Raw genomic sequence first — 25,103 nt, 5'->3', positions numbered from 1 at the left:
AGCAAAGCGATGACCATAGCACCATTTAGCCATTAGTTAATTTACTTTGCTGACGCAGCAAGCCTACCGACAATACCAGCAAGCTTAATGGTAACAACGATAAATAAAACGCAGTCTGGCCACTGAAGCTGGCAAAAGTATAACCGGTGATAATAGAGCCGGTAGTGCCGCCTAATGCTGAAAAAACCACAATCAGGCCAGTCATTGGGGCATGCTGCACTTTCGGTAGCGCACTTAAAATCACCGAATTTATAACCGGGTAAATCGGCGCCATAAACAGGCCGATTAACGGAAATAAATAAGCGGCCAATGGTGCGCTGAATAAACTGACATCGGCGGCCACCTGCACGTTATGGGTCAGTGGCAGCGTCAGCAGAATCAGCGCTGCCATACAGGCCAGACAGGTGTTTAACAGCCAGTACCAGCTGACATGCTTTAATACAACTCCGGCGGCCAGCCGGCCCAGCGCTAAACTGGCCGCAAAAATACTGGTCAGCTGCACACTTAACTGATTAGGCAGGCTGAGCACCTCGTTATTAAAGGTAGGTAACCAGCTACCAATGCCCTGCTCAATCAACACATACAAAAAGGCCGATACCACAAACACAAACACCAGCGGCCGGTATACCAGTTTAAGCATCGCCAGAAAATCCTGGGCGGCATGGCTTACTTTCGGCAGGTCGAGTACTGGAAAACGGGTGCTGAGCAACAACAACAGGTTCAGTGCCGATAAGCCGGCCAGCCACCAGTATACCTGCAGCCAGTCGGCGGATTGCGGTGCGGTTGGGTCCATAAAGGCGGCAAATACCCAGTAGCCGCTAAGTACCCCCAGCATAAAAAAGCCTTCGATAAAATTCAGTAACGACGCGTGCTCGGCATTACTGCGGGTCACCACCCCTATGCTGGCATAGACTGATACTTTTACTAAGGCAAAACTGGCCCCCACGGTTAAAAACAGCAATTTAGTAGTAAGGAAAGCGGGCAGGAGCGGCATCGCCAGACAGGCCAGAGTAACCAGACTAACCCCAATAACCATGGCATTTTTATAGCCCAGCCGCGGCAGCCAGGCCGCAATTAGAAATGACACTATAGCAATCGGGATATCTTTAAAGCCCTCCAACACGCTGGCTGCTTCTTTGCTGATCTGATAGGTATGGATCACCTGCAAAATTACGGTACCGACACTGTTCAGCAGTATTGCAAAAACAAAGTAGGTGAGCAGTAAAGCCAGTTTTATTCGGAGCGTTGCCATATTGTTATACTCTTTTCAGGCACTGCCTGCGGGCAGTTGTTGGTTTTTTACCCTGTTGCCCATGACTATACAATGTTTTATTTGTTAAATGCAATCGATTGCAAAAGCAATTTAAAACCGTGTATAGTGCCAATTAGTGTTAGTTGCTTAAAGGAATACTGATGACATTGCATGCAGATTTAACCCGGGCACTGGCTGTAGCCGACTGGCAACTGCCTGATGCCGGCTTCGACCCAGAGCTGCATATGTTAAAAGAAACCCTGCTTAGTCTGGGCAATGGTTATATCGGCAGCCGCGGCAGCTTTGACGAAGCCCTGCCCGCAGGCGTCAACCACTGCGAAGGTACTTATCTGAACGGCGTTTACAGCAGCGAGCCAATAACCTATGGCGAAAGCGCCTACGGCTTTGCCCGCAACAACCATAAAATGCTGCAGGTAGCTAATGGCAAGGTACTGCAACTGACCGTAGACGGCGAAGCGGTGACGATCAGTGGCGCCAGCGAGCATAGTCGTCAGCTGGATTTAAAAACCGGGGTACTTGAGCGGCAATGGCAGTGGCAAAGCCATACCGGCAAACAACTGCAACTGCAAAGCCGGCGCTTTGTTTCGCAGGCTAACCCGCATCTACTGGCAATTGAACTGGCTATTACCGCGCTGAACTTCAGCGGCGATATTCAGCTCGATAGTATACTGGACTCAGGTTATCCCGGCTTTCAGAAAAAAGATGACCCACGGGTCGGCGTGATGTCGATTGCCGATAGCCTGAGTTTGTTACAGCAGCATAGCGATGACACCCGGGCGATAATGTTACATCAGGCCCATGGCAGTGCCAGCAAGGTTGCTGCTGCTATGTGCCATCAGTTACCTGCTAATGCCCGCTGGCTGGCAAACCAGTGCACGGAGCAATGTATTAGTCAGCAGTTCGGCTTAAGCCTGACCCAGGGCGACACCTTAACCCTGCATAAACTGGTGGTGTATTGTCATGCTGATGCCGCTACGGCAGCCGACGCGCTGCAACAGCAGGCCGACAACTTGTTGTTGCAGGCCAGCAGTCAGAGTTTTGGCAGCCATCTGGCGGCGCATCAGCAATACTGGGCAAATTTCTGGCAGCAGGCGGATGTAAAAGTTGGCGGCGACAGTGCGCTGCAACAGGGGATCCGCTTTAACTTATTCAGTCTGGCCCAGGCCGCCGGCCGCAATGGTAAAAGTAATATTGGCGCCAAGGGCTTAAGCGGCCCGGGCTATGATGGACATTACTTCTGGGACACCGAAATTTATGTGGTACCGGTACTCAGCCTGACCCAGCCGCATATTGCCCGCCAGTTACTAAGCCATCGTTACGGCCAGCTTGACGCGGCCCGCACGCGTGCCCGGCAAATGTCGCATCCGCGCGGCGCGTTGTATCCATGGCGTACTATTGGTGGTGAAGAATGTTCGGCCTATTTCCCGGCCGGCACGGCGCAATATCATATTAACGCCGCCATTGCCTATGCCATTCGCAGCTATTATCTGGCCACGGCTGATGGTGATTTTATCCGCGAGATGGGCGCTGAAATGCTGGCTGAAACCAGCCGGCTGTGGCTGGAATTGGGCTTTTTTAACCCACGTGCAGATAACCGTTTTGAAATTCATCAGGTGACCGGCCCGGACGAATACACTGCCATTGTAAATAATAACTTTTATACCAATGCCATGGTGCAGCTGCAACTGGAGTTCAGCTTGCAGATTTTTGCCGACTACCCGAAGCTGAAAGCAAAATTTGCGCTAAGTGACGACGAGCTGACCAGCTGGCAGCGCGCGGCCAGCAATATGTATCTGCCCTATGATAGCGAGCTGGCGGTGCAGGCTCAGGACGACAGCTTCTTAACTAAAAAACCGTGGGATTTTGCCAATACCCCAAGCGATAAGTACCCGCTGTTATTGCACTATCACCCGCTGGTTATTTACCGCCATCAGGTGTTAAAGCAAGCCGATACCGTGCTGGCCAATGTACTGCTGGATAACCGGGTAAGCCCCGCGCAGAAAGCGCGCGACCTGGCTTACTACGAGCCGCTGACCACCCACGATTCCAGCTTGTCAGGCTGTATTCACAGTATCGCTTTTGCCGAGAGTGGCAGCATCGAACAGGCCCATGCCTTTTTTGGCGATTCAGCGCGGATGGATTTAGATAACCATCACGGCAATACCGAAGTGGGGGTGCATATTGCCTGCATGGCCGGCAGCTGGTTGTCGCTGGTAATGGGTTTTGCCGGTTTGCGGGTACGCAGCGACGGCTTACATTTTCAGCCGCGCTTACCACAAGGTTTGCCTGAGCTGGAATTCCGGCTGTGTTATCAGGGCCGGGTGTTAAAAGTCAGTTTAACCCGGGAACAGGCGTGTTATCAGTTAATCAGTGGCGAGCCACTGCCCCTGCACCATGCCGGCCAGTCGCTGCAACTGAGTGTTGACACGCCTTTGCTTTGTAAAACAGGGGGCTGAGATGACAGTAAAAGCGGTAATTTTTGATTTGGATGGTGTATTAACCGATACCGCTCATTATCATTTTCAGGCCTGGCAGGCGCTGGCCCATCAGCTGGGTATTGGCTTTACCGAGCAGGACAATGAACAGCTAAAAGGAGTCGATCGCTTAGGCTCGCTGCGCTGGATTCTGGCTAAAGCCCACCGGCAACTGAGCCCAGAGCAGGAAAGTCAGCTGATGCAGCAGAAAAATCAGCATTATCTGGAGCTGATTGCCCATATGAGTCCGGCTGACTTGTTTACCGGGGTGCAGCCGTTATTCGCTGAGCTGCGCCAGAACGGCATTAAAATTGGCCTGGCCTCAGCCAGTAAAAATGCTGCTATGGTAGTAGAGCGTTTAGGTATCGCCAGCCAGTTTGACTACATTGCCGATGCCAATAATGTGGTTAACAGCAAACCCGACCCGGAAGTGTTTTTACTGGCCGCCAAAGGGCTGGGGGTAGCACCCGAGCACTGTATTGGGGTAGAAGATGCGGTAGCTGGCATAAAAGCCATTAACGCCGCCGGCATGCAGGCCATAGGCATTGGTGAACCAAATGTACTTAACAATGCTATTAAGGTTTACCCAACAATACAGGCATTAAAGCTAACTGACGTTCTTGAACTATGATACACACTGAAGCAAGTGGAGGTTAGCTTTGCTGACGGGGCGCCCGCCCCAACAGGTATTCCAGTCTTCCGCTCTAAAGGTCTGATCGCAAACTAGACTGCCTGTCGACCAGCTTAACCGGCAACAACTGTGATGCCGCTTGTCCGCCGTCAATCCGACTTAACAATTCTGCGACCAGCAACTGGCCGCCGGCATGGGTATCCTGCTTTACTGTAGTCAGCGACGGCGTGCAGTAAGCCGACATCGCAATATCATCAAAACCGACTATCGCCACCTGCTGTGGCACCTTAATACCGTGCTCCAGCAAGGCCTTCATCGCGCCCATGGCAATGGCATCACTGGCCGCAAAAATGCCATCCAGACTGTCAAGCTGGTCAAATAACGCTTGCTGGGTCTGCAGATAACCGGCCTGGGCGGTAAAGTCGGTATTCAGTTGCAATGCCGGCTCTGGCTGAATGCCGGCGGCGCGTAACGCATCCTGATAACCCAGGTAACGCATTTCAATTTCGGTATGGCGAATATCACCTAAAAAGGCCACCCGCTTGCAGCCCTGCTTTATTAAATGAGCCACCGCCAGTTGTGCTCCCTGCCGGTTGTCCGAGCCAATTACCGGATACTGCTCGGTGCCGGTTGCTGCCCCCCAAAGCACAAAAGGCACCCCGGCCGCGGCCAGCTGATCGACCCGCGCATCATGTTCACCCTGGCCAATGACTATCAGGCCATCGGCCCGTTTTGAATCAAAATAATAACTGCGCCAGTCTTTATCGGTCGTTTTGCTGGTGCTCAGCAACATGTCATAGCCTTTAGCGGTCAGCTCGTCGGCGATAACGCCCAGAATATCCAGTAAAAACGGGTCGCTGATCGCCTGCTGGGTTTTAGCATCAAATAAAATAATTACGGCAATAGTATGGCTTTTCTGGGTGCGCAGACTGCGGGCCGTGGCATTTACTTTAAACTGATGATCAGCGGCAATTTGCTGAACTTTTTGCCGTGTTTGGGCGTTTATTACCGGGTTGTCGCGCAGAGCACGCGAGGCAGTTGACTCTGACACGCCAGCCAGTCGGGCAATATCGGCCAGGGTCATCACTTTTGCCGCTTGTTTCATCACATCTTTCCGTTTATCAGTTTGGCGCCAGGCTGCACCGTTTTAACAAACATAATGCCTCAAGCACCCCGCAGGAGCAACGGTAGCGTAAAGTTGAATATAACAAACGCCGGTTTAATGCTAATTACGTCTATGCAATCGTATGCAAAAGCATTAAAAACCATATTGCAATCGATTGCATTATTACCAAAAGTGTCTTATGGTTAGTCGCAACCGGCATAACATTACAAAATACAGCCGTGTTTCTATCAACAGGACAGGAGAATAATAATGGCGTTACAGCTTAATAAAATTACCACGGCCATGGTGTTGCTGTTTAGTTTACCGGTGGCTGCCCAACAAAGTGGCGACAGCGAAGCCACCAACCGCACTGAAAACAACCAGATTGAACAAATAGTAGTTACCGGTAAAGCCAGCGGCATGACCGGCTTAAAGGTTGATACCAGCTATGCAGTCACTAATGTCTCGGCTGAAAACATTACCCGGCTCTCCCCAAAAAGCACTGCGGAATTGTTTACCGTGGTACCCGGGGTCTGGGCGGAAAGTTCAGGCGGGGTGGCCGGTGCCAACGTCTTTGTCCGGGGCTTTCCCAGCACCGGTGACGCACCTTTTCTGACTATTCAGTTAAACGGCGCGCCGATATTTCCGCCGCCAACTTTATCGTTTTTAGAAAACTCTTCTATTTTCCGCCTCGATGAAACCATTCATTTTATGGAAGCGCTGCGCGGCGGCTCTACCCCGGTGTTATCGAACGGCCAGCCCGGTTTAACCACTAACTTTTTATTAAAAGAAGGCAGTGATGTTACTGAGGGGCTGGTGAAGTTTTCAACCTCCAGCTACGGCCTGCGCCGGGTGGATGGGGTGATCAGCGGCGAAATTGCAGATGACTTATACATTATGGCCGGCGGTTATATCAGCAGCTCTGAAGGCCCGCGCGAAGTCGGGTTTAATGCCGAAGAAGGTCATCAGTTCACCATTAACCTGACTAAAGATTTAGATAACGGCACCATTAATGTCTACACCCGTCAGACCGATGACAGCGGCGTCTGGCATTTACCGGTGCCGATTGACGTGGCCGGGGTCGATAACAGCTACAGCCAGATTGGCCCGAATAACCGCTTAGGCCGCATTGCCTATGGCCCGGACAACCAACAGCAAAGCTATGACTTTGGCGATGGCCGCGGCTGGAAGGGCGGTATTACCGGCGGTACTGTCGATTTAGACTTAACCGACAGCTGGCGCTTAATGTACCGTTTTAGTCATATTGCCGGTGAAGCCAATACCTTTGGTTTAGTACCGGAGGGCGGTGCCACCACCCTGGGTAATGTGGCCGGTGTTAACGGCCCGGTTACCGGCGCAGCCAGCGGCAACAGCTATGCTGACGATACCGTGGTGCAGCAAATTGGCCGCTGGGTGGTGTTAAAAGATATTGAAGCCTTTACCAACGACATTGCCTTTAGCAAAACCACCGACAAGGCGGTATTTACCCTGGGTTACTACGCCACCAATTTCTCGGTGCAGGACTGGTGGTCTATCGGTAACCAGCAATGGCATGTGGTTGAAAAAGGTGGCGAAGCGCTGGTTGGCATCGACTGTAATGACAGCCTGGAAAGCTGCAGCTGGAACTACGATATAGATGCCACCGGTGATGGAAATACCAGTGCCTTTTACGGCGCAGTAGAATATCAGTTTAATGATCAGTGGCGGGCAGATGTTGGCCTGCGCCGGGAAAACCACAAAATTACTTATGTGGTTGATGAAGGTTTAACCGGCGCCATCAGCAAAGCCGTTGATTACGACGAGTCAGAAATTGCCTGGACTGGCGGCGTAAACTGGATGTGGCAGCCGAATATGGGCATGTTCGCCCGCATTAACAAAGGCAATAAAATGCCGTTTTTTGATGACTTTCGCGATAACTTCGGCGCGTTTGAAAGTGGCGATAAGTTAATTAAAGAAGTCACTCAATACGAGCTGGGCTACAAATGGGCAGAACAAAACTACAGCCTGTATATCACGGGTTTTGCTAATGAAGTAGATGGCGAGTTGTTTGTCTCCCGCCCCGGCGCGCCGGCCGAAGTGTTAACCACCGAAGCGCTGGGTGTTGAGTTTGACGCTAACTACCGGGCCGACAATGGCTTTGCCATTAACCTGAATGCAACCGTGCAGGATACCGAAATTACTAACCACCCGGATCCGCTGGTAATTGGTAAACAAGCCATTCGCCAACCAGAGTGGATGCTGCGGATGACCCCAAGCTACGGCTTTGACGTGCAGGACATGTACGCCACGGTGTATGGCACGCTGGCCAGTGTAGCCGACCGCTTTGGCGACAACGGCAATACCGTTAAGCTGGAAGGCTACACCAAAATTGACCTGGGTCTGCAACTGGAGCTGACCGAGCAACTGAAAGCCCAGCTGGCGGTAAGTAACCTGACCGATAAAGACGGCATTACCGAAGGCGACCCGCGCAGTGCCGGCAGCCCGAATGGCCGCTATATTATGCCGCGTAGTGTCGAGTTCAGTATCAGCTATACCTTTTAATTTTACTTTTATCTCCCTGGTTTCACCCGTATTGCCTCCGCTTCGTGCGGGGGCTTTTTTAATTTCCTTTTTAAAGCCAATTTAAAGCCTGCAACGTATTAGAATACCTGGTGCTTCAGGTTACAACACCCGCCCCGGCTCACCACAGCAACTCGGCTTTACTGGCGTAAAGCCTCAGACACTCTGTGGTGACCGAAACGGGGTTCTAACCCTACGCTCTACCTAACTAACATAACCCGCTAAACTAAGTAAGTTCGGCTGACTGGTTTTTTATTAACGCCATGTAGTGTATATTTGTACAGCCTTCGTGCCTTCAACGCCTACAACCGGAAACCACAATGGATAAAATTGATATTCGGGGTGCCCGTACCCACAACCTGAAAAACATTTCGCTGCAAATTCCGCGCGATAAACTGATTGTGATCACCGGCTTATCGGGTTCCGGCAAGTCGTCACTGGCCTTTGACACCCTGTATGCCGAAGGGCAGCGCCGCTATGTCGAGTCGTTGTCGGCTTATGCCCGGCAGTTTTTAAGCATGATGGAAAAGCCCGATGTCGATCATATCGAAGGCTTGTCGCCGGCCATTTCGATTGAGCAAAAGTCGACTTCGCATAACCCGCGCTCTACTGTCGGCACCATTACTGAAATATATGACTATCTGCGGCTGTTATTTGCCCGGGTAGGCGAGCCACGTTGTCCGGTACACGACCAGCCGTTAGCGGCCCAAACCATAAGTGAAATGGTCGATAAGGTCACAGCTTTTCCCGAGGGTACCAAACTGATGGTACTGGCACCGGTGGTGCAGGAGCGCAAAGGCGAGCATGTGAAAGCCCTGGAAAACCTGGCTGCCCAGGGCTATATCCGGGCGCGGATAGATGGTGAAGTATGTGACTTATCTGACCCGCCAACGCTGGATTTGCATAAAAAACACACTATTGAAGTGGTGATCGACCGGATTAAAGTACGCGACGATATTAAGCTGCGCCTGGCTGAATCGTTTGAAACCGCATTGGCGCTGTCGGGAGGCGTCGCCAAAGTCGCCTTTATGGACGAACCGGATGCAGCTGAGCTGGTGTTTTCAGCTAATTTTGCCTGCCCTACCTGTGGCTATTCGATGACCGAGCTGGAGCCGCGGCTGTTTTCGTTTAACAACCCGGCCGGTGCCTGCCCCAGTTGTGATGGCCTGGGGGTCAAACAGTTTTTCGACCCGAATAAAGTGATTGTCAGTAACCAGCTTAGCCTGGCCGGCGGTGCTATTCGCGGCTGGGACAAGCGGAATTTTTATTATTTTCAGATGCTGAAAGCGCTGGCCGAACATTACGGCTTTAAGCTGGATGTGCCCTTTAGCAACCTGACAAAAAAACAGCAGGACGCGATTTTATACGGCAGCGGCAAAACCGTGGTCGACTTTAAATACCTGAACGATCGCGGTGATGTGGTACTGCGCAGCCACCCGTTTGAAGGCATAGTGCCCAATATGGAGCGACGCTACCGCGAGACTGAATCAAACTCAGTACGGGAAGAATTAAGTAAATACCTGGCCACCCAGGCCTGCCCCAGTTGTCATGGTACCCGGCTGCGCACCGAAGCACGCCATGTGTTTATTGGTAAAACCAATCTGCCGGAAATCGTTGAGTTATCCATAGGCGACTGTTTAGCCTTTTTCCAGCAGCTAAGTCTGCAAGGCCAGAAGGCGAAAATTGCAGAGAAAGTATTAAAAGAAATTCAGGACCGGCTGAGCTTTCTGGTGAACGTGGGTTTAAATTACCTGAACCTGTCGCGCAGTGCCGAAACCCTGTCGGGCGGTGAAGCGCAGCGTATTCGCTTAGCCAGCCAGATTGGCGCCGGTTTAGTCGGGGTAATGTATGTGCTGGATGAACCGTCAATTGGCCTGCACCAGCGCGATAACGAACGGCTGCTCGGCACCCTGACCCACCTGCGTGACTTAGGGAACACCGTTATCGTGGTCGAGCACGACGAAGATGCGGTGCGCCTGGCCGATCATATAATTGATATTGGCCCCGGCGCCGGGGTGCATGGCGGCCATATTGTTGCTCAGGGCACCATTGAGCAAATTATGGCCGAGCCCAAATCGTTAACCGGTCAGTATATGGCCGGTACCCGCAAAATTGCCGTACCGGAAAAACGCACGCCGCTAACGGATAAATGGCTGGAAGTAGTTGGCGCCAGCGGCAATAACCTGAAAAATGTCGATTTAGCCATTCCGTTCGGGGTAATGACCTGCATTACCGGCGTGTCAGGCTCAGGTAAGTCAACCCTGATTAATGACACCCTGTACCGGGTAGCGCACCGGGTGCTTAATAAAGGCGAGGGCGCTGATCCGGCACCGCATCATGAAATTAAAGGCCTGCAGCATTTCGATAAGGTTATCGATATCGACCAGAGCCCGATCGGCCGCACGCCGCGCTCGAATGCCGCCACCTATACCGGTATTTTTACCGCAGTGCGCGAGCTGTTTGCCGGGACCCAGGAAGCGCGGTCGCGCGGTTATCAGGTGGGCCGTTTCAGCTTTAACGTCAAAGGCGGCCGCTGTGAAGCCTGTCAGGGCGATGGCCTGATTAAAGTAGAGATGCACTTTTTACCTGATGTCTATGTGCCCTGTGATGTTTGTAAAAGTAAACGCTACAACCGGGAAACCCTGGAAATTAAATACAAAGGCAAAAATATTCACGAAGTACTGGATATGACTGTGGAAGATGCGCTGGCCTTTTTTGAAGCGATCCCGGCAGTAAAACGCAAACTGCAAACCCTGCAGGACGTGGGCCTGACCTACATTAAACTGGGCCAGTCGGCTACTACCTTATCGGGCGGTGAGGCACAAAGGGTAAAACTGGCACGTGAACTGAGTAAACGCGACACCGGCAAAACGCTATACATTCTGGACGAACCCACCACCGGCCTGCATTTTTACGATATTCAGCAGCTACTGAACGTGCTGCACCGGCTGCGCGATCACGGCAATACCATAGTGGTGATTGAGCATAATCTGGATGTAATAAAAACCGCCGACTGGATAGTCGACCTGGGCCCGGAAGGCGGCAATGGCGGTGGCAAAATACTGGTCGCCGGTACCCCGGAGCAGGTCGCCGCTTGTAAAAAGTCATACACCGGCCAGTATTTAAAGCCGTTGCTGGGGTAGGCAATGCTGTTGGGATAAGTAGTCTGATAACGTGCGGCGCTTACAACCAGCGCCGCACTTGTATCAAATACGCCTGATACTCCGCACCAAACTTTTCCAGCAAATAGCGCTCTTCCGGCGCTATCTGCCAGCGGTTCATATACAGCACAAACAACGGCAACAATACCATAGCGGCCGCGCTCATTAAGTAACAGGCCAGCGCAGCAAGCAGCAATAAAAACCCTAAGTACATAGGGTTACGGCTATAGCGGTAAATACCCCGAATTACCAGGCTGGAGGTTTGCTGCGGTACGCGCGGATCTACGGTGGTATCAGCGCGGCGAAACGCCAGCACCCCAGCTAACGCTACTGCTATACCTGAAGCAGCAAGAATTCCAGCCAATATCCAACCCCAAACCGGAGGCAACGCCGGTTGCGGAACAAGCTTTGCCAGTAACCACATCGCAAGGGAAAATAACACTACCAGAATAACCGGGGGTATTTTAAGTTCTAATGCCTGCATTACAACCTTCCATGATTTTTCGTTTACGTATCATACTATTTATCATGGTTTGTTGACCAAATTATGTTTAGTACAACACTTTTATGCGCAGAAAAGTGTGCAGCTGCTATAGGACACGCCTGCAAACTTTACAGCATATTAATCAATTGCCTCAAGTTTACAATCATGCAACACTTGGCTGATTACCTGGTTTGCTAAATAAGGATAAGCTATGCAAACAGTTTTTACCCCCGACTATAATCTGCTAAATCAGCGCAGTCTTAGCGTGCCTGTCTGGTTAAAGTTTCTGGGTGTGTGTCTGCTGGGCGTTCATTTTCTTTTTCTGGTGTATATCACCAGCTTCCTTTATCAGCAGCAACTGCCGGCTTTTATTATCATTACTGCTGAGAATGCTACTGTGGCATTTGGCATGATGTGGCTGTTTTTCATCGCCGCTGCCGCCAGCTTTTATGGTTTGATTACCGGTCGCTACTGGGGGTTGATTGCCTGTCTTATTCTGGGGTACCTGGGTCTTGCCGACGCCTGTTTTAGCCTGGTGAACAAGGGAAAAATTGACCTGGGATTGCTGCTTTATCCTCTTTTCATTTATCAGTTATATAACGTAAAAGCGAAATGGGCACAGGCATAAAAAAGGGCAACCTAAGTTGCCCAAAACACCAGTGGAACTACCAGAGAAACTTAGAACTGGCCGATAACCGCCAGGCTATAAACCTTAAGATCTGAGTTGTCGGCATTGCTGCCAAAGCCGGCCTCTAACGCCCAGTTTTGGTTGAAGAAGTGCTTGGCATTCAGACTGTAGCTGTCTTCTTTATTGTAAGACACGCCAACTGAGGTCATTTTAGAGAAGTAGTAATCTGCTTCAGCTGCCCAGCTGGTGCTGCCGTCATTGTCAGCAATAGCGGCGCCGATGCTGATAAAACGGTCATCCCCAAGGCTGGCAAAATATTTGCTGCTGATGGTAAAGAAATCGAATTCGTCATCTACCGTAGCGGTAAAACCAAGGTAGTCATTGCCCTGCAGCTGGTGGTTGTAACTGGCAGAGAACTGGAAGCTGGTATCGTCACCTTCTGGCTTTACGGCCAGGGCACGCACAATAAAGTCATCAGAAATCAGGTAGCCTAAGCCTAAAGACGTTACGTCGAAATCACCTAAACGCTGGTGGCTGGCTGAAACAACAAATTTGTTTTCAGCGAAGTACTCGCCACCGATGCCATAGCTGTTGTCGTCATAAGCACGGGCAAAGGATGCTGAAACATTGCTTACTTTATTAATGTATTCAAATTGATCCAGCGGGCCTAAGGTTTGCTTTTTGTCAAAAAAATAAGTGCCGTCCAGTGACCACAGTGTTTCTTTGTCGCCACTAACGCGCACATGATCAGCGCGCAGTTCAGTGAATAATTGGTATTCTTCGGCAGAAACAGCAGTAGCAGTCAGTGCGATAACAGGCAGTATGTACTTCAACGTCATTGTTTTATTTCCCTAAGTTGGTGATTGCGGCGCGCATACTACAGCCGACCAACCACAAAGTAAAACAAAAGTTCATATTTATTTTACATTAAAGCCTTTTTGTTTACTTTGTAAGCTACCTTAGTTTATTTGCCCATCAACATGGCGTTAAGCCTGTTACTGCGCCGATTATCATGTAAGGCAATCACTTGCCTTTTTTGCTTGTTACGCCAGAATAGAACATTCGCACAGGAGAATAATTATGTTTAAACCCTTTCTGGCTTTGGCATTTGCTACGACACTTTCCGCCTCATTGTTCAGCGCGCAGGCCGCTACCGTTTTTGGCGAGGTGGTTGATAAAGCTGCAGCGATGCCGGTAGAGCAGTTATTAACTGCACCGCAAACTCACTTGCAACAGGTAGTGACAATTTCAGGCACTGTCGACTCGGTATGTAGTAAGCAGGGCTGTTGGATGAAATTTACTGTGGACAGTGAAAATGGCCCGTTCCGGATAAAAGTGCGCGATGGCGATATGGTGTTTCCGTTAAGCGCCAAAGGTAAAACAGCCTATGCCACTGGTGTAGTAACGCTGTGGCCACAAGGCGAAGATAAAGCCGATGGTTATCAGCTGGTACCTACAGCTGTGGAAATAGCCGACTAGTTGACCGTACCCAGTCGCAATTGCACTAAGTACTGGCGTAGCTGCGCCACCCGTTGTGGCCGGTTAAACAACTGATACAGTTGCAACCAATCGGCGGGCGGCATCCAGCACACGTTATTTTGCCAGTGGCAACGCTGCGGATTAAACTGCCAGCGCTGGATTTTACCCTTTGTTTTTACCGCGATACCGGCCATTAACTCAATATCAGGCCAGCCGGCACGACTAAAGCGGACAAAGTGTTTGCTGGCATATTCACTGTGTGATGCCTTTTCCTGTAACTGATACTCTGCTGCCAGCTCACTACAAATAGCCGCAAAGTCGTCTTCGCTGCATACAATATCAATATCATTTGGCGAAGTTTCCAGTCCCAGTTGCCACAGCAGACAACTGCCACCCACCCCGAACTGAAACGGCCGCAATAATTCGCTCAGCTGCTGCAGCTGCGCCAGTAACTTTTCATTTTTCATCTAATTTCCTGATCAGCTGCGCTAAAAAAGCCAGCTTTTCATTATTAAGCTGGCGGTAATCAAAATACGGGCACACCAGCAAGCGGTTAAACTTATCTATAGCAAATTCGTTGTTCAGCCAGCTTAGCTGAGCCGGTAAACCGGCATCGAGCAGCGCTTTGGCATAAGTGCGGCCGGCAATAATATGCACGGTTTTATTGTCTGGTTGTAGTTCAGGCGGACTAAACAGCAACGCGGTATCGCTACTGCTCTGCAGTAAATACTGGTCGCGAAACTGTTGCCAGCTGGCAGCCTGCCGGCTATAGCTGAATTGCTGAGCGTCCAGCGCAAACAGTAATTTGGCGTAAACATTAAATACCTTGCGCCAGCCATTGCCGCAGGCGTTGTTTATCAGCTCAATCTCACCGCGTTGCAATGGCTGCACTCTGGCTAAATCAACATACTCCGCCATTGGCGGCCGGTTAGCAATATATACCCGGAACCCGGCCTGGCTATTGCCTAAACCTACTTCGCCACTGGACATCATTTTTTACTCTGCTGTAACCATAAAAAAGGGTGGCAAATGCCACCCCGTACCAGTTCTCTTTGTTTACTCAGGCATCTTTCGCCAGCAGGTAGCTTATCAGCTCCTGTAACTCATTTTCCAGATTCCGCTGATTCAGTGCTTCATTAACAATTTTATATTTGTCATTCACCACCAGCATCGGTACTGAGCTTAACACCCGGCTTTCTGACAATTCAGTCTGCTCTTTTTTCATCTGGCTGGCTGCACCGCGTACTGAGAAACTGCGCATAGCTTTTTCGTATTCTTCAGCTTCAATATCGTTTACCAGCATCAGGCTGCGTACATCATCTTCATTGACGAACGGCACCCGGCTACGGTGGATCTGGTTAAAAATTGCCATCGCGATCTGGTCGCCTTTTCCCATATTTTTGCCTACCAGATAAGCCCGGGCCAGCATATTCTGAATTTCCGGTGAGGCAGCACGGATAAAGTCGACATGCACCTTCTTAAACTCAGTGCCGTCAGGTAACTTTTTAGCCAGGCTTTGTGCTACCGGCTCAAACCCATAGCATCCACCGCAATAGAATGAGAAATATTCTTTTACTACAGGCTTGGCCGCAGTTTGCTCAGCGATAACCTGATAGTGTTTACCTTCAACAAACTTGGCGTTAGCACTGAACGCGAGCGGCAGCAACAAGGCAAATAAACCCAGAGATAACAGCTTTTTCATTTTAACTTACATCCTTAATCAGGCTGATACAGCCAATATCTTAGCAAATTGTCAGTAACCTGGCACTAGCGATAAAGGCGGTTGTTGCAATAACGCCAATTGCTCTTTCAGCACCAGACATTGTTGTTCCCAGTATTTATCGGTAGCAAACCAGGGAAAGCTTTGCACGAATGCCTGATCCTGCCAGCGCCGTGCCAGCCAGGCCATATAGTGCACTATACGCATTGCTCTGAGTGGCTCGATCAGTTTTAGTTCCGCAGGATCAAAATCACAGTATTGCTCGTATTCGTCTAACATCAGCTCCAGGGTTAGCCGCTGCTCCTGCTGATCACCGGATAACATCATCCAGATATCCTGAATGGCCGGGCCGGTGCGGCAATCATCCAGATCGACAAAAAACGGGCCCTGATCAACATAGAACAAGTTACCTGCATGACAATCGCCATGCAGGCGGATTTGCCGGCCGGGCTGATACTGACGGCTCGCTTCTGCTATTACCTGCTGCAGCACGGTATCAAATGCTGGTCGCATATAGTCAGGAATAAGCTGCAGTTTTGCCAGCACCTGCCGACTTTGCAGCAAGTGGCTGTCGACACTGAAGGTCGGCCGGCTGCTGAACGGTTTTTTCGCGCCTACCTGATGCATCCGGCCTAAAAAACGCCCCAGCATGGCCAGCTGCTCGTCGTTGTCTACCTCGAGAGTGCGGCCACCGCGGCTCGGAAACACGGCAAAATAATAGCCCTGATACTGCAATAAACTGTCACCGTTAAAACGCAGCGGCGCCACCATTGGAATATCAGCGTCTGCCAGCTCAAACGCAAAGTCGTGTTCTTCCTGAATTTGCTGCGGGCTCCAGCGCTCTGGCCGGTAAAACTTCACCACATACTTTTGCGGTTGCAGGCTCTGATCAGGATATGCCGTAAATTGATACACCCGGTTCTCATAGCTGTTTAGTGCCAGCAGGCCGCTGCTGACATCGAGCCCCAATTGCAGCAACGCATCTAATATCAGTTCCGGCCCCAGGGTGGCAAAATCAAACCGGCTGATTATTTCACTATTAACGGCCGGCAAAGAATTTATTCCCCTGGCTGACTTTATGGCCATCGTCCGACAACTCAGTAACGCTGAACTCAATATCCAATACCGGTTTAGCGGCACTGTATGGGTCAAGCGCCAAACTAACCGGTACATTGGTGCTGTCACCGCCGGCAATCGTTACTTCGGTTGGGCCAAGCCAGGTGTAATTGTTTACCCCTGACACCGCTAGCTGGTAGGTCTTAGTCTGTTGCGATTTATTAATAATGCTCAGGGTATAGGTATTTTCAATCAGGCCTTCCGGCGTTTCCCGGTATAAGGCGCCGCGGTCGCGGATAATATCCAGCTCCAACGGTTTACGCAGATACAGGTTGGTGGCAAAGGCGGCACACACTACCAACAGAATAACGAAATACCCCACCAGCTTGGGCCGCAGTACCTTAGTAGGTTTACCGTTTAAGCTGTGCTCCGTCGTGTAACTTATTAACCCTGGCGGATACCCCATCTTTGCCATAGTGTCATCACAGGCATCGATACAGGCGCCACAGTTAATACACTCGTATTGCAGGCCGTTGCGGATATCAATACCGGTAGGGCAGACATGGACACAGAGGTTGCAGTCGATACAATCGCCCAGGCCTTTTTCTTTATAGTCTTTATCCTTGCGACTGCGCGGGCCCCGGGTTTCGCCGCGTTTTTCATCATAGGTGACGGTAAAGGTGTCTTTATCAAACATTGCCGACTGAAAACGGGCATAGGGGCAGATGTGGGTACACATAATTTCCCGCATCCAACCGGCGTTGCCATAAGTGCAGGCAGCAAAAAACAGCACGGAGATCACCGCCCAGAAGCCGGCTTGAAAAGTGAAGAAGTCAATAAAAAGCGGACCGACAGGGGTAAAGTAGCCGACAAATATCAGAGAAGTAAGTAAAGCAAACGCCAACCAGCAGAAGTGGGTCAGGGCTTTTTTGGCGAACTTCGACACTGTCCATGGCGCCTGATCTAAGGTCATGCGCTGGTTACGACTACCCTGAATTTTCTCTTCAAACCACATAAAAATAAAGGTCCACACGGATTGCGGACAAAGATAACCACACCAGACCCGGCCATAAAATGCGGTGACAAAAAACAGGGCATAAGCGGCGATGACAAAAATCCAGGCGAGGATGGTAAAGTCTTGCGGCCACAGGGTCAGGGCGAAAATATTAAACTTCTGCTCACCGATATCAAGCAGAATAGCCTGGCTGCCGTTGTATTGGATCCATGGCAACAGCATAAATAACGCCATGAAAATAAAGCCCATATTACGGCGCAAGCTCTGGTGCAAGCCTTTAACTGAGCGGACATATATCCGGTCACGGGAAGCATATTTGGTTTGGTTTGGCTGCTCTGGTTTATAGGTTTCTACCTTTACCGGGATGTTCTTTATATCGATACGGTTGTTGTCCACTGCTACCTCTTACCCGCTGCTGCGCTGGGAGCAAGTATAACAGCCTTGGCAGCAGAATATTTGATATAAAATAAGCCACAGAGCAGCAGATGCGCCTTTGCCAAAAATACTTTACAATAGCGGCTGCGATTTTTGAGGTGCGCTATCAGATGAAAAAGTTTTTTTGGCTGGCTGTTATTATTTTATTGCTCCTGACTTTCTCTGATCATGAGTTGCTCAGGCCGTATCGCGATCAGATTTATGGTTTGATTCTGGACAACGCGCCAAGCTCCGGAAAAATGTCTGACGAGCAGGCCATGCGGCAAATTCAAAAGCAATTCAAAGACCTTGCCGCTAACTGGGGCGAAGGCCAGCAACAACAGTTAGCCAAAGCAGTTTCGTCAAAAGAAAATCTGCTGATTTTTCACCAGCGTTACTGTGTTAACCGTGACTTTAACCCTATTTTGTTTGGTGAACCACTTCGTCAGAGCTGCAGCATTATCGACAGCCAGCTGGAAGCACTAACCAGCCCTTAACCCGGCCACAAAATTATTGAGACTTATTATGCGTGTATGTGGAATTGAAATTAAAGGTAGTGAAGCAATTTTATGCCTGATGGCATTTAAAGACGGCTTATTCGACTTACCGGAGTGCCGGCAAACCAGACTGGCTTTAACTAATGATAAAGACGCAGAAAGTTTACAGAAGTTTCAGTTTAATCTGGCGAAACTGATCGAAGACTACAAAATTGAGCAACTGGTCATTAAAGAGCGGCCACAGAAAGGTAAATTTGCCGGCGGTGCCGTGGGCTTTAAAATTGAAGCGGCTATCCAGCTTATCAACAATTGTCCCAGCCAGATATTATCTGCTAATGCGATTAAAGAAAAACTGAAACAGCATCCATTACCGGTCGATTTTAAAGACACCGGATTAAAAGGTTTTCAGGAAACCGCCTTTATCATCGCTTATGCGTTTCTGGCGAAATAACACCTTAACTGCTCAGATTATAAAACCGGCCTAATCAGGGCCGGTTTTATTTTTTGTGGCAGGCAACCGGGTCAGTTCCAGCTGCACGGCCTGAGTTGCGCGCAGTATTAATCGCCGAATTAACTTTGACTTGGCTTCACCGGTCAGCTCACTGAGATCATTTAATGCCGCTATCGCTTCTTCACTCAGGGTAAAGGTTGCATGGCGCATTGGCAGACGGGTACTGTCGTCTTCTTCCGGTAATTGTTTGCGCAGGCTGACAATACGCGGCAAGCCAAGCGCGTAATTATTAGCATCATCAATAAATTCATCAGCGGTAAAGGCTGGTTTATTTGACTGCAAACACTTTTTCTTCAGGTCGCTCAGCGCCATCTTCTTGTATCGCCTTCATTGCCAGGAGTTCTTCAATAATTGCCCGGATTTCGCCGGCAGCTTTACCGTCACCATCGACATCCATTACTGACAAGCCTTTCTCTTCACTATCGTCATAAATATTCCGGCTATAAGTAATATTTTCCAGCACCCTGATATTAAATGACTTACACACTTCTTTGGCATCGATGATCCGTGGAGCCTGGTTGGGTAACGACGGACACTGGGTCATAACACAGCCGACTATCATATCCGGGTTCACAATATTACAGGCACTGACCAGGTCCTCCAGATGCTCAAGTGTTTTTAAATCCCGCCGCTTTGGCCGCAACGGAAACAACACATGACTGGCGACCACCATTGCCGAGCGAAGTGCCACACTGTCCTGGCCACCACAGTCAACCACAACCACATCGTAATGCTGTTCAAGGCTTTTTAATTCAAAGCGAATTTTGCCATACATTTGCACGCAGTTAATCCAGGGCAAACTGGCATCCATATGCCTTTCCTGTACCCAGTCAGACGTTGTTCGCTGCGGATCGCAATCAACCAGCATAACATTGGCTTGTTTCTCACGGGAAAAATAGACCGCTATATTCTGAGCCAGACAGCTTTTACCACTACCGCCCTTTTCACCACCAACTAACACTATCATTCACGTCACCTTCTTATAAAGCAACAACATAGAGTTGCACTATTGGATGCATAAAGAGTTAAGTGTAGGCGAGGAAAACCGATATCAGGCTGATTCAACAGAACTAATTGATATAAATACCAGTTTTTTAATAATGAATAGTCAACAAGGACAGAACAAAGCGCAGCAACAAATTTGCCGCGCTATCCCTGATTATCAATAACCTGGCAGAATTATTGTTGACGCCGACGCCACCATAGTAAAGGTCCAAGTAATAGTAACGCCAGACTGCTGCTACCTGAACTGCTTTCTGGCTCAGGTAGTAAGGTGTTGGGTTTCGGGTTTAAACCTGCTGCCGTATTTGGTCTGGCATCAACTACAGTAATGCTTTCGACAGTGACCATATTAGTACTGTTTAATGGCACATTGTCGGCACGATCATCAGCGGTATAATTTCTCAAAGGTAACCCCTGAATACCGGTAAAGTTATAGGTAGGCAAGTTGGCAATCGCCATGACCACCTCCATATCGGCCGCACTAATCTGACCAAACACCGTATAAGCCCCCTCTACAATATCCAGTTTCGGACTGCCCGCGCTGTTATCTGCCAGGTTAATAAACCACTGGCTTGTTGCGCTATTCGGGTTGCCTGGTAACTTCGCCATAGCGATGGTTGCCCGCACGTTAGAAAGCTTTGGTTCATTGACGATAGCGGCACTGGTCTGGATAGGAGTTAAAGGCAGTTGGTCAATAAAACGGAAACCACCGCCCTGGATAATAAAGCCGGGCACCGAGCGGTGAATAACGGTTTCATCGTAGCGGCCACTGTTGACGTAACTTAGAAAATTCTGCACTGTTACCGGCGTGGTTTCATCAAATAAATTTACTTCAAAATCACCCAGACTCGTTTTAACCTGAACGATAGTAGCCAATGCCTGCTGACTGACCAGCAGCATAGAGGCTGCAACCATCGCTGATACTAATGTTAGTTTACTCAAAGCTTTCTCCTGCACCCACAGTTATAAATAGTGCAGTGAGGATAATCAGCTAACGCCCGGCTTACCAGCGCTATTACACTTATTAACTAATTCATACAGTTGTCGCGGTATTTGCTGCAGAACCAGACCTTTTTTTAGTTGCCGTTTTACTGCGATATAACTTCGGCTGTTTGCTGGTTTTGCTGCCAGAAAACATTGACGCTCCTCGTTTTTTAGCTGCTTTTGATGACCACTTTGCAGGCTTACCTGTCCCCAGCCCCTGCGGATTTACTGCACCGGCCTGACTGATTAACCGTTGCAGATTCTCTGTCAGCGGTTGCATAAATGCCTGATAACTTTGCTGGCGTTGGCAAATATTATTTAGTGCAGCCTCCCAGCGCGCGGTCATATCAGGCAAAGAGGCTTCTGGCGGTAATGCCGCAATTAATGCTTTGCCTGCTATAGTCGCCCGGATGTGTTTTCCTTCACGCTGTAAAAAGTTTCGCTTAAATAACAACTCAATAATGCCGGAGCGTGTTGCTTCAGTGCCCAGACCATCAGTGTCCTTTAAAATCCGCTTAATTTGTGGGTCTTGCACAAAACGGCCAATACCAGTCATAGCACTTAACAAAGTAGCATCGGTAAACGGCGCTGGCGGCTGAGTTTGCTTCTCCAGCAGCTGACTATCGCAGCAACGCAATTGCTGCCCGACAGCAAGTGCAGGCAGGCCTTGTTGCAGTGGTGGCTCATTGCCCGTTGTAACAACATTTCGCTCATTATCAGCGGCGGCTGGTAGCAAGACTTTCCAACCCAGGTGAATTTGCTGCCGTGCTTTAGCCACAAAGCAACCACCGGCAATCCGAAACTCTGCTTTACTGTCTGAAAAGCGACAAGCCGGGTAAAACTGCATAAGATACTGACGGGCAATCAGGCCATAAAGTTTTTGTTCAGTGGCTGTCAGCCTGGCAGCCGACAATGTTTTAATTGTCGGAATAATGGCATGGTGAGCCTCTACTTTGCTGTCGTTCCAGGCCTTGCTTTTTAGCTGCAAATTTGCCCCGGCTAATGCAGCCTTAAGCGCCGGTACATTGGTAATTATTGCTTGCCCTACCTTGGCTGCCTCTGCCAAATGCGCTGTTGGCAGGTACCGACTGTCTGACCGCGGATAAGTAATTAATTTATGCCGCTCATACAATTGCTGACAGCTATCCAGCACTTGCTGGGCACTTAATCCATAAGTTCTGGCGGCATCAATTTGCAAAGCAGACAAACTGTAGGGCAGTGGTGCATACTGCTTTTTATCCTGCTGCTGCAACTTGGTCACCTCTGCTGGCTGATCTTTTACTGCCTGCTGCACTTTAACCGCCAGCGCCCGCAATAATATCCGCCCTTCGTTATCCTGATAAGGCTCACAGGCCTCACTGGGCTGCCACAAGGCGTTGATAGTGGCGCCGTCTGTACTGACCAGCTCCGCCTGTACCTGATAGTAAGTGACACTGCTAAAGTCAGCTATTTCTGCATCACGTCGCACCACCAGACCCAATAGCGGGGTTTGTACCCGACCGACCGACAGCACTCCCTGATATCCCGCCAGTTTACCGCGCAGCGTATAAGCCCGGGTCATATTCAAGCCATACAGCCAGTCGGCCCGGCTGCGGGCCAGCGCCGAGGTGGAAAGCGGTACAAAATGTTTGTTGGATTGCAGCTGTTTAAGGGCCTGCCGAATAGCTGCTGTATTCAGATCATTGATTAATAAACGTTTAACATTGTCCCGCTTTGCCTGAGGCACTTTGCACCAGGCAATCACTTCATCTACCAGTAACTGACCTTCGCGGTCAGGATCGCCGGCATGGATCAGTTGGTCGGCTTGCTTGATCAGCTTCTGCAAAATACTAAGCTGTTGTTGTGCAGATTTACGGGCTTTTACCTGCCATTGCTCTGGAATAATAGGTAGATGCTCTGCCTGCCAGCGTTTATAATCAGGGTTGTAGTCTTGTGGTTCTGCCTGCTCCAGTAAGTGGCCTATGCACCAACTGATCACATCACCATTGGCCAGGCGGATGCAGCCGGTATCTTTTTGCTGAGGTTTGGGTAATGCAGCAGCAATAGCGCGGGCCATACTGGGTTTTTCAGCGATGTATAGAATCATAGCAACCACCAATACTGTATAAATTAACAGTTAATTTAGTTGGTATGACAGATAAATGCAAAAATTATGTGATAAAAATTTAGTTTTTAGTCAAAAACGACTACAGTATGCTTCTTGTGCTGTTTAAAGTTGTTCTGCAAAATCAAAGTAGTGAATCGGATGTATAACTATGACCCAATATAGTGAAGTCAAAAAGATCTGTGATGAATTGCAGCAAGCTGGCAAACCGGTCTCGCTCGATTATCTGTTGGCCAAAGTGTCTGGTGCTCAGGCCAGTCTGGTTGTGCATTATCAGAAATGGCGTAACGAGCAGGCTACCCGCACCCCTACCGTCGCCGAAACATCTTTTAGTGAAGACTTTGTCACGGCCTTTCAACGGGAAGCTCAGCAACACGCCAGCAAACAACTGGAGCAGTTAAATGAGCAGTTAGCCCAGGCTATCCAGGCTGAAGTACAGGCCGCAGAACATAATCAGCAAATTCAGAAAGATCTTGAGCAGCTGCAGCAAAAGCGTTCAGAGCTTGAGGTCAGCCTGGCCCATCAGCAACAGCAACTGGCCGTGCAGGCAGAAAAGTACAGTGCCATCCGCGATGAACGGGATCAGGCATTGCAGCATGCAAAAAGTCAGCAGCAGGAGCTGGCCGAATCAAAGCAGGTTCAGGAACAACATCAGATGCAGCTGGATCAGTTGCACAAAGAGCTGGAAATAGCCGCAACTGAACGACAACAAAGCGAACAGCAACTGCAGAAAGAACTGGAAAAAGCAGCAAACGAACTTCAGAAAAGTCAGCAACAGCTGCAACAGTTGCAACAGCAACTGGAAGAAACGAATAACAAACTGGCGGCCACTGAACAGCAAGCTGTTAAAGCAGCAGATGAGCTCAAAGCGCTGCAACAAGCTAACGATGCGCTACAGCAACAACTGCAGCAACAAAGCGAGCAGCACAGTCAGCAGTTAGCCGAACTGCAAAACAAGCTTGCCGAAGCCAACTCAGAGCAACAGGCGTTACAGGACAAACTGACTAACGCCCTGGCTCTGGAACAAAAACTACAGGACCAGCAACAGCTTAATCAACAGCAGCTACAAGAGTTAGAAAAACTGCAAACTGTTGCGAAAAAATATGCCGCAGAGCAACAACAAAGCAACAATGAAATTGTTGAGCTGCAAACCATGCTCAGTGAGTTTGAAAACAAACTACAACAGGCAACCAAAACAGAAATGCAGGCGGTTGCGCAAAGTCGCCGGCTGCAATTACAGCTGGACCAGCTGCAACAGGCGCAACAGGCGCAACAAGAAAGTGGCGCTGTCAGTGCAGACAGCGGCCAGCAAGCGGAAATTATTGCTGAGCGCGATCAGGCATTACAGCAAGTTGCCGAACTGGAAGCGCTGCGAGCCAGCCTGACGGAGGAGCGTGATGCCGCACTGGATCAGGTTGCTATTGAACAGAAGCAACTGGCAAAACTGCAAAGTAAGCAGCAACCTGACAATAATGCGGAACTGGAAGCGGCACTGGCCGCACAGCAACAGCTGGTTGCAGATCATAAAGCAGCTTTAGACAGCCTCAAAGTAGAACGGGAAGCGGCTCAGCAAGAAGCTGACTCTCAACGTAATCTGGTCAGCGAGCTGCAGCAACAAATTGACCACCTGCAACAGGTACAAAGTGAACAAGGCAGTGATCAACCCGATTTACAACAACTGGTCGATCAGCTGCGTGCCAGTAATAATATGATGAAAGAACAAAGTGCAATAACAGCCAATCATCAGGCAGAACAGCGGGAAACCATTAAGCAGCTGCGGGATGAATTGCAGCAACAACGTGATCAAATGCAGGAAATGCTGGTTGATAAGAACGGCTGGACCAAACAAAAACAACAGTTGGAAGAGCAAGTCAGCTTTGTTAAAAGTAATGCAACAGCCACCATTGAACGGCTAACCCGTTATCGTGAGCAGGCGCAGGAAAAAATTGAAAAGCTGGAGCAAAAATTGCGCGATCTTCAAAAAGATTCGGTGAAGGCGCATTAAA

22 protein-coding genes are annotated in these 25,103 nt (G+C 49.6%); 9 read left to right on the top strand and 13 right to left on the bottom strand.

The features are described 5' to 3' along the window. Positions 1-25 precede the first annotated feature (25 nt). Positions 26-1,252, bottom strand: coding sequence for an MFS transporter (locus KG631_RS04135; protein WP_213995605.1), 1,227 nt, complete (start codon positions 1,250-1,252; stop codon positions 26-28). Positions 1,253-1,413: 161 nt separating this feature from the next. Between KG631_RS04135 and KG631_RS04130 the strand changes: the two genes are divergently transcribed. Next, positions 1,414-3,729 carry a glycosyl hydrolase family 65 protein gene (locus tag KG631_RS04130; RefSeq protein ID WP_213995604.1) on the top strand — a complete coding sequence of 772 codons (2,316 nt, stop codon included), beginning with the start codon at positions 1,414-1,416 and terminating at the stop codon, positions 3,727-3,729. Between the two features lies 1 nt (position 3,730). After that, positions 3,731-4,378, top strand: a complete 648-nt coding sequence (pgmB, locus tag KG631_RS04125) for a beta-phosphoglucomutase (RefSeq protein WP_213995603.1) — start codon at positions 3,731-3,733, stop codon at positions 4,376-4,378. 73 nt (positions 4,379-4,451) lie between these two features. Here the strand turns inward: pgmB and KG631_RS04120 are convergent, their stop codons facing one another. Then, on the bottom strand, positions 4,452-5,483 hold the full coding sequence (locus KG631_RS04120) for a LacI family DNA-binding transcriptional regulator (protein ID WP_213995602.1): 1,032 nt from the start codon (positions 5,481-5,483) through the stop codon (positions 4,452-4,454). Between the two features lie 270 nt (positions 5,484-5,753). Between KG631_RS04120 and KG631_RS04115 the strand changes: the two genes are divergently transcribed. Together KG631_RS04115 and uvrA are read left to right on the top strand one after the other, a co-directional pair. Further along, positions 5,754-8,024 (top strand): TonB-dependent receptor, encoded by a 2,271-nt coding sequence (locus tag KG631_RS04115; protein WP_213995601.1) that lies wholly within the window; start codon positions 5,754-5,756, stop codon positions 8,022-8,024. A gap of 338 nt (positions 8,025-8,362) precedes the next feature. Further along, positions 8,363-11,185, top strand: coding sequence for an excinuclease ABC subunit UvrA (gene uvrA, locus KG631_RS04110; RefSeq protein WP_213995600.1), 2,823 nt, complete (start codon positions 8,363-8,365; stop codon positions 11,183-11,185). 40 nt (positions 11,186-11,225) lie between these two features. Here uvrA and KG631_RS04105 read toward each other — a convergent pair whose 3' ends face one another. After that, positions 11,226-11,687: an isoprenylcysteine carboxylmethyltransferase family protein gene (locus KG631_RS04105; protein WP_213995599.1), complete on the bottom strand. Its 462-nt coding sequence runs from the start codon at positions 11,685-11,687 to the stop codon at positions 11,226-11,228. 211 nt (positions 11,688-11,898) lie between these two features. Between KG631_RS04105 and KG631_RS04100 the strand changes: the two genes are divergently transcribed. Further along, positions 11,899-12,315, top strand: coding sequence for a hypothetical protein (locus tag KG631_RS04100; protein ID WP_213995598.1), 417 nt, complete (start codon positions 11,899-11,901; stop codon positions 12,313-12,315). Positions 12,316-12,365: 50 nt separating this feature from the next. Here the strand turns inward: KG631_RS04100 and KG631_RS04095 are convergent, their stop codons facing one another. After that, positions 12,366-13,154, bottom strand: coding sequence for a putative porin (locus KG631_RS04095; RefSeq protein WP_213995597.1), 789 nt, complete (start codon positions 13,152-13,154; stop codon positions 12,366-12,368). 241 nt (positions 13,155-13,395) lie between these two features. Between KG631_RS04095 and KG631_RS04090 the strand changes: the two genes are divergently transcribed. After that, a complete protein-coding gene (locus tag KG631_RS04090) occupies positions 13,396-13,794 on the top strand; it encodes a DUF4920 domain-containing protein (protein ID WP_213995596.1) in 399 nt (132 codons plus the stop codon). Here KG631_RS04090 and KG631_RS04085 read toward each other — a convergent pair. The 5 genes from KG631_RS04085 to ccoG form a co-directional block, all read right to left on the bottom strand. Further along, positions 13,791-14,261: a hypothetical protein gene (locus tag KG631_RS04085; protein WP_213995595.1), complete on the bottom strand. Its 471-nt coding sequence runs from the start codon at positions 14,259-14,261 to the stop codon at positions 13,791-13,793. The two genes, KG631_RS04090 and KG631_RS04085, sit on opposite strands and share 4 nt — an antisense overlap. Next, on the bottom strand, positions 14,251-14,787 hold the full coding sequence (locus tag KG631_RS04080; RefSeq protein ID WP_213995594.1) for a hypothetical protein: 537 nt from the start codon (positions 14,785-14,787) through the stop codon (positions 14,251-14,253). The genes KG631_RS04085 and KG631_RS04080 overlap by 11 nt, the downstream gene beginning before the upstream one ends. A gap of 67 nt (positions 14,788-14,854) precedes the next feature. Beyond that, entirely contained in the window at positions 14,855-15,496 is a 642-nt protein-coding gene (locus KG631_RS04075; RefSeq protein WP_213995593.1) for a thiol:disulfide interchange protein DsbA/DsbL, read from the bottom strand. A 51-nt stretch (positions 15,497-15,547) separates the two neighbouring features. Then, complete coding sequence (locus tag KG631_RS04070) at positions 15,548-16,567, bottom strand: serine/threonine protein kinase (RefSeq protein ID WP_365868152.1); 1,020 nt, start codon at positions 16,565-16,567, stop codon at positions 15,548-15,550. Beyond that, positions 16,554-17,981, bottom strand: a complete 1,428-nt coding sequence (ccoG, locus tag KG631_RS04065; protein WP_213995591.1) for a cytochrome c oxidase accessory protein CcoG — start codon at positions 17,979-17,981, stop codon at positions 16,554-16,556. Before ccoG ends, KG631_RS04070 begins: the two co-directional genes overlap by 14 nt. A 149-nt stretch (positions 17,982-18,130) precedes the next feature. Here ccoG and KG631_RS04060 point away from each other — a divergent pair, with 149 nt between their 5' ends. Both KG631_RS04060 and KG631_RS04055 read left to right on the top strand, forming a co-directional pair. Further along, positions 18,131-18,496 carry a hypothetical protein gene (locus tag KG631_RS04060; RefSeq protein ID WP_301003580.1) on the top strand — a complete coding sequence of 122 codons (366 nt, stop codon included), beginning with the start codon at positions 18,131-18,133 and terminating at the stop codon, positions 18,494-18,496. A gap of 28 nt (positions 18,497-18,524) precedes the next feature. Beyond that, positions 18,525-18,947, top strand: a complete 423-nt coding sequence (locus KG631_RS04055; RefSeq protein ID WP_213995590.1) for a DUF3010 family protein — start codon at positions 18,525-18,527, stop codon at positions 18,945-18,947. A 30-nt stretch (positions 18,948-18,977) separates the two neighbouring features. On the opposite strand, the gene KG631_RS04050 is transcribed toward KG631_RS04055, so the two are convergent. The 4 genes from KG631_RS04050 to KG631_RS04035 all read right to left on the bottom strand — a co-directional run bounded on the left by KG631_RS04050 (position 18,978) and on the right by KG631_RS04035 (position 23,079). Then, entirely contained in the window at positions 18,978-19,289 is a 312-nt protein-coding gene (locus KG631_RS04050; RefSeq protein ID WP_301003579.1) for a replication protein RepA, read from the bottom strand. Continuing rightward, positions 19,276-19,974: an AAA family ATPase gene (locus KG631_RS04045; RefSeq protein WP_213995588.1), complete on the bottom strand. Its 699-nt coding sequence runs from the start codon at positions 19,972-19,974 to the stop codon at positions 19,276-19,278. The genes KG631_RS04050 and KG631_RS04045 overlap by 14 nt, the downstream gene beginning before the upstream one ends. A 212-nt stretch (positions 19,975-20,186) precedes the next feature. After that, on the bottom strand, positions 20,187-20,951 hold the full coding sequence (locus KG631_RS04040) for a peptidylprolyl isomerase (RefSeq protein ID WP_213995587.1): 765 nt from the start codon (positions 20,949-20,951) through the stop codon (positions 20,187-20,189). A 91-nt stretch (positions 20,952-21,042) separates the two neighbouring features. Then, entirely contained in the window at positions 21,043-23,079 is a 2,037-nt protein-coding gene (locus KG631_RS04035) for a DNA topoisomerase III (protein WP_213995586.1), read from the bottom strand. Between the two features lie 169 nt (positions 23,080-23,248). Here KG631_RS04035 and KG631_RS04030 point away from each other — a divergent pair, with 169 nt between their 5' ends. Then, a complete protein-coding gene (locus KG631_RS04030) occupies positions 23,249-25,102 on the top strand; it encodes a DNA-binding protein (protein ID WP_213995585.1) in 1,854 nt (617 codons plus the stop codon). Position 25,103 lies beyond the last annotated feature (1 nt).

This window comes from Arsukibacterium sp., from assembly GCF_018402695.1.
In the GTDB taxonomy this organism is placed as follows: Bacteria; Pseudomonadota; Gammaproteobacteria; order Enterobacterales; family Alteromonadaceae; genus Alishewanella.
The sequence above is the reverse complement of the archived record's forward strand: the minus strand, read 5'-3'. Positions and strand labels throughout refer to the sequence as shown.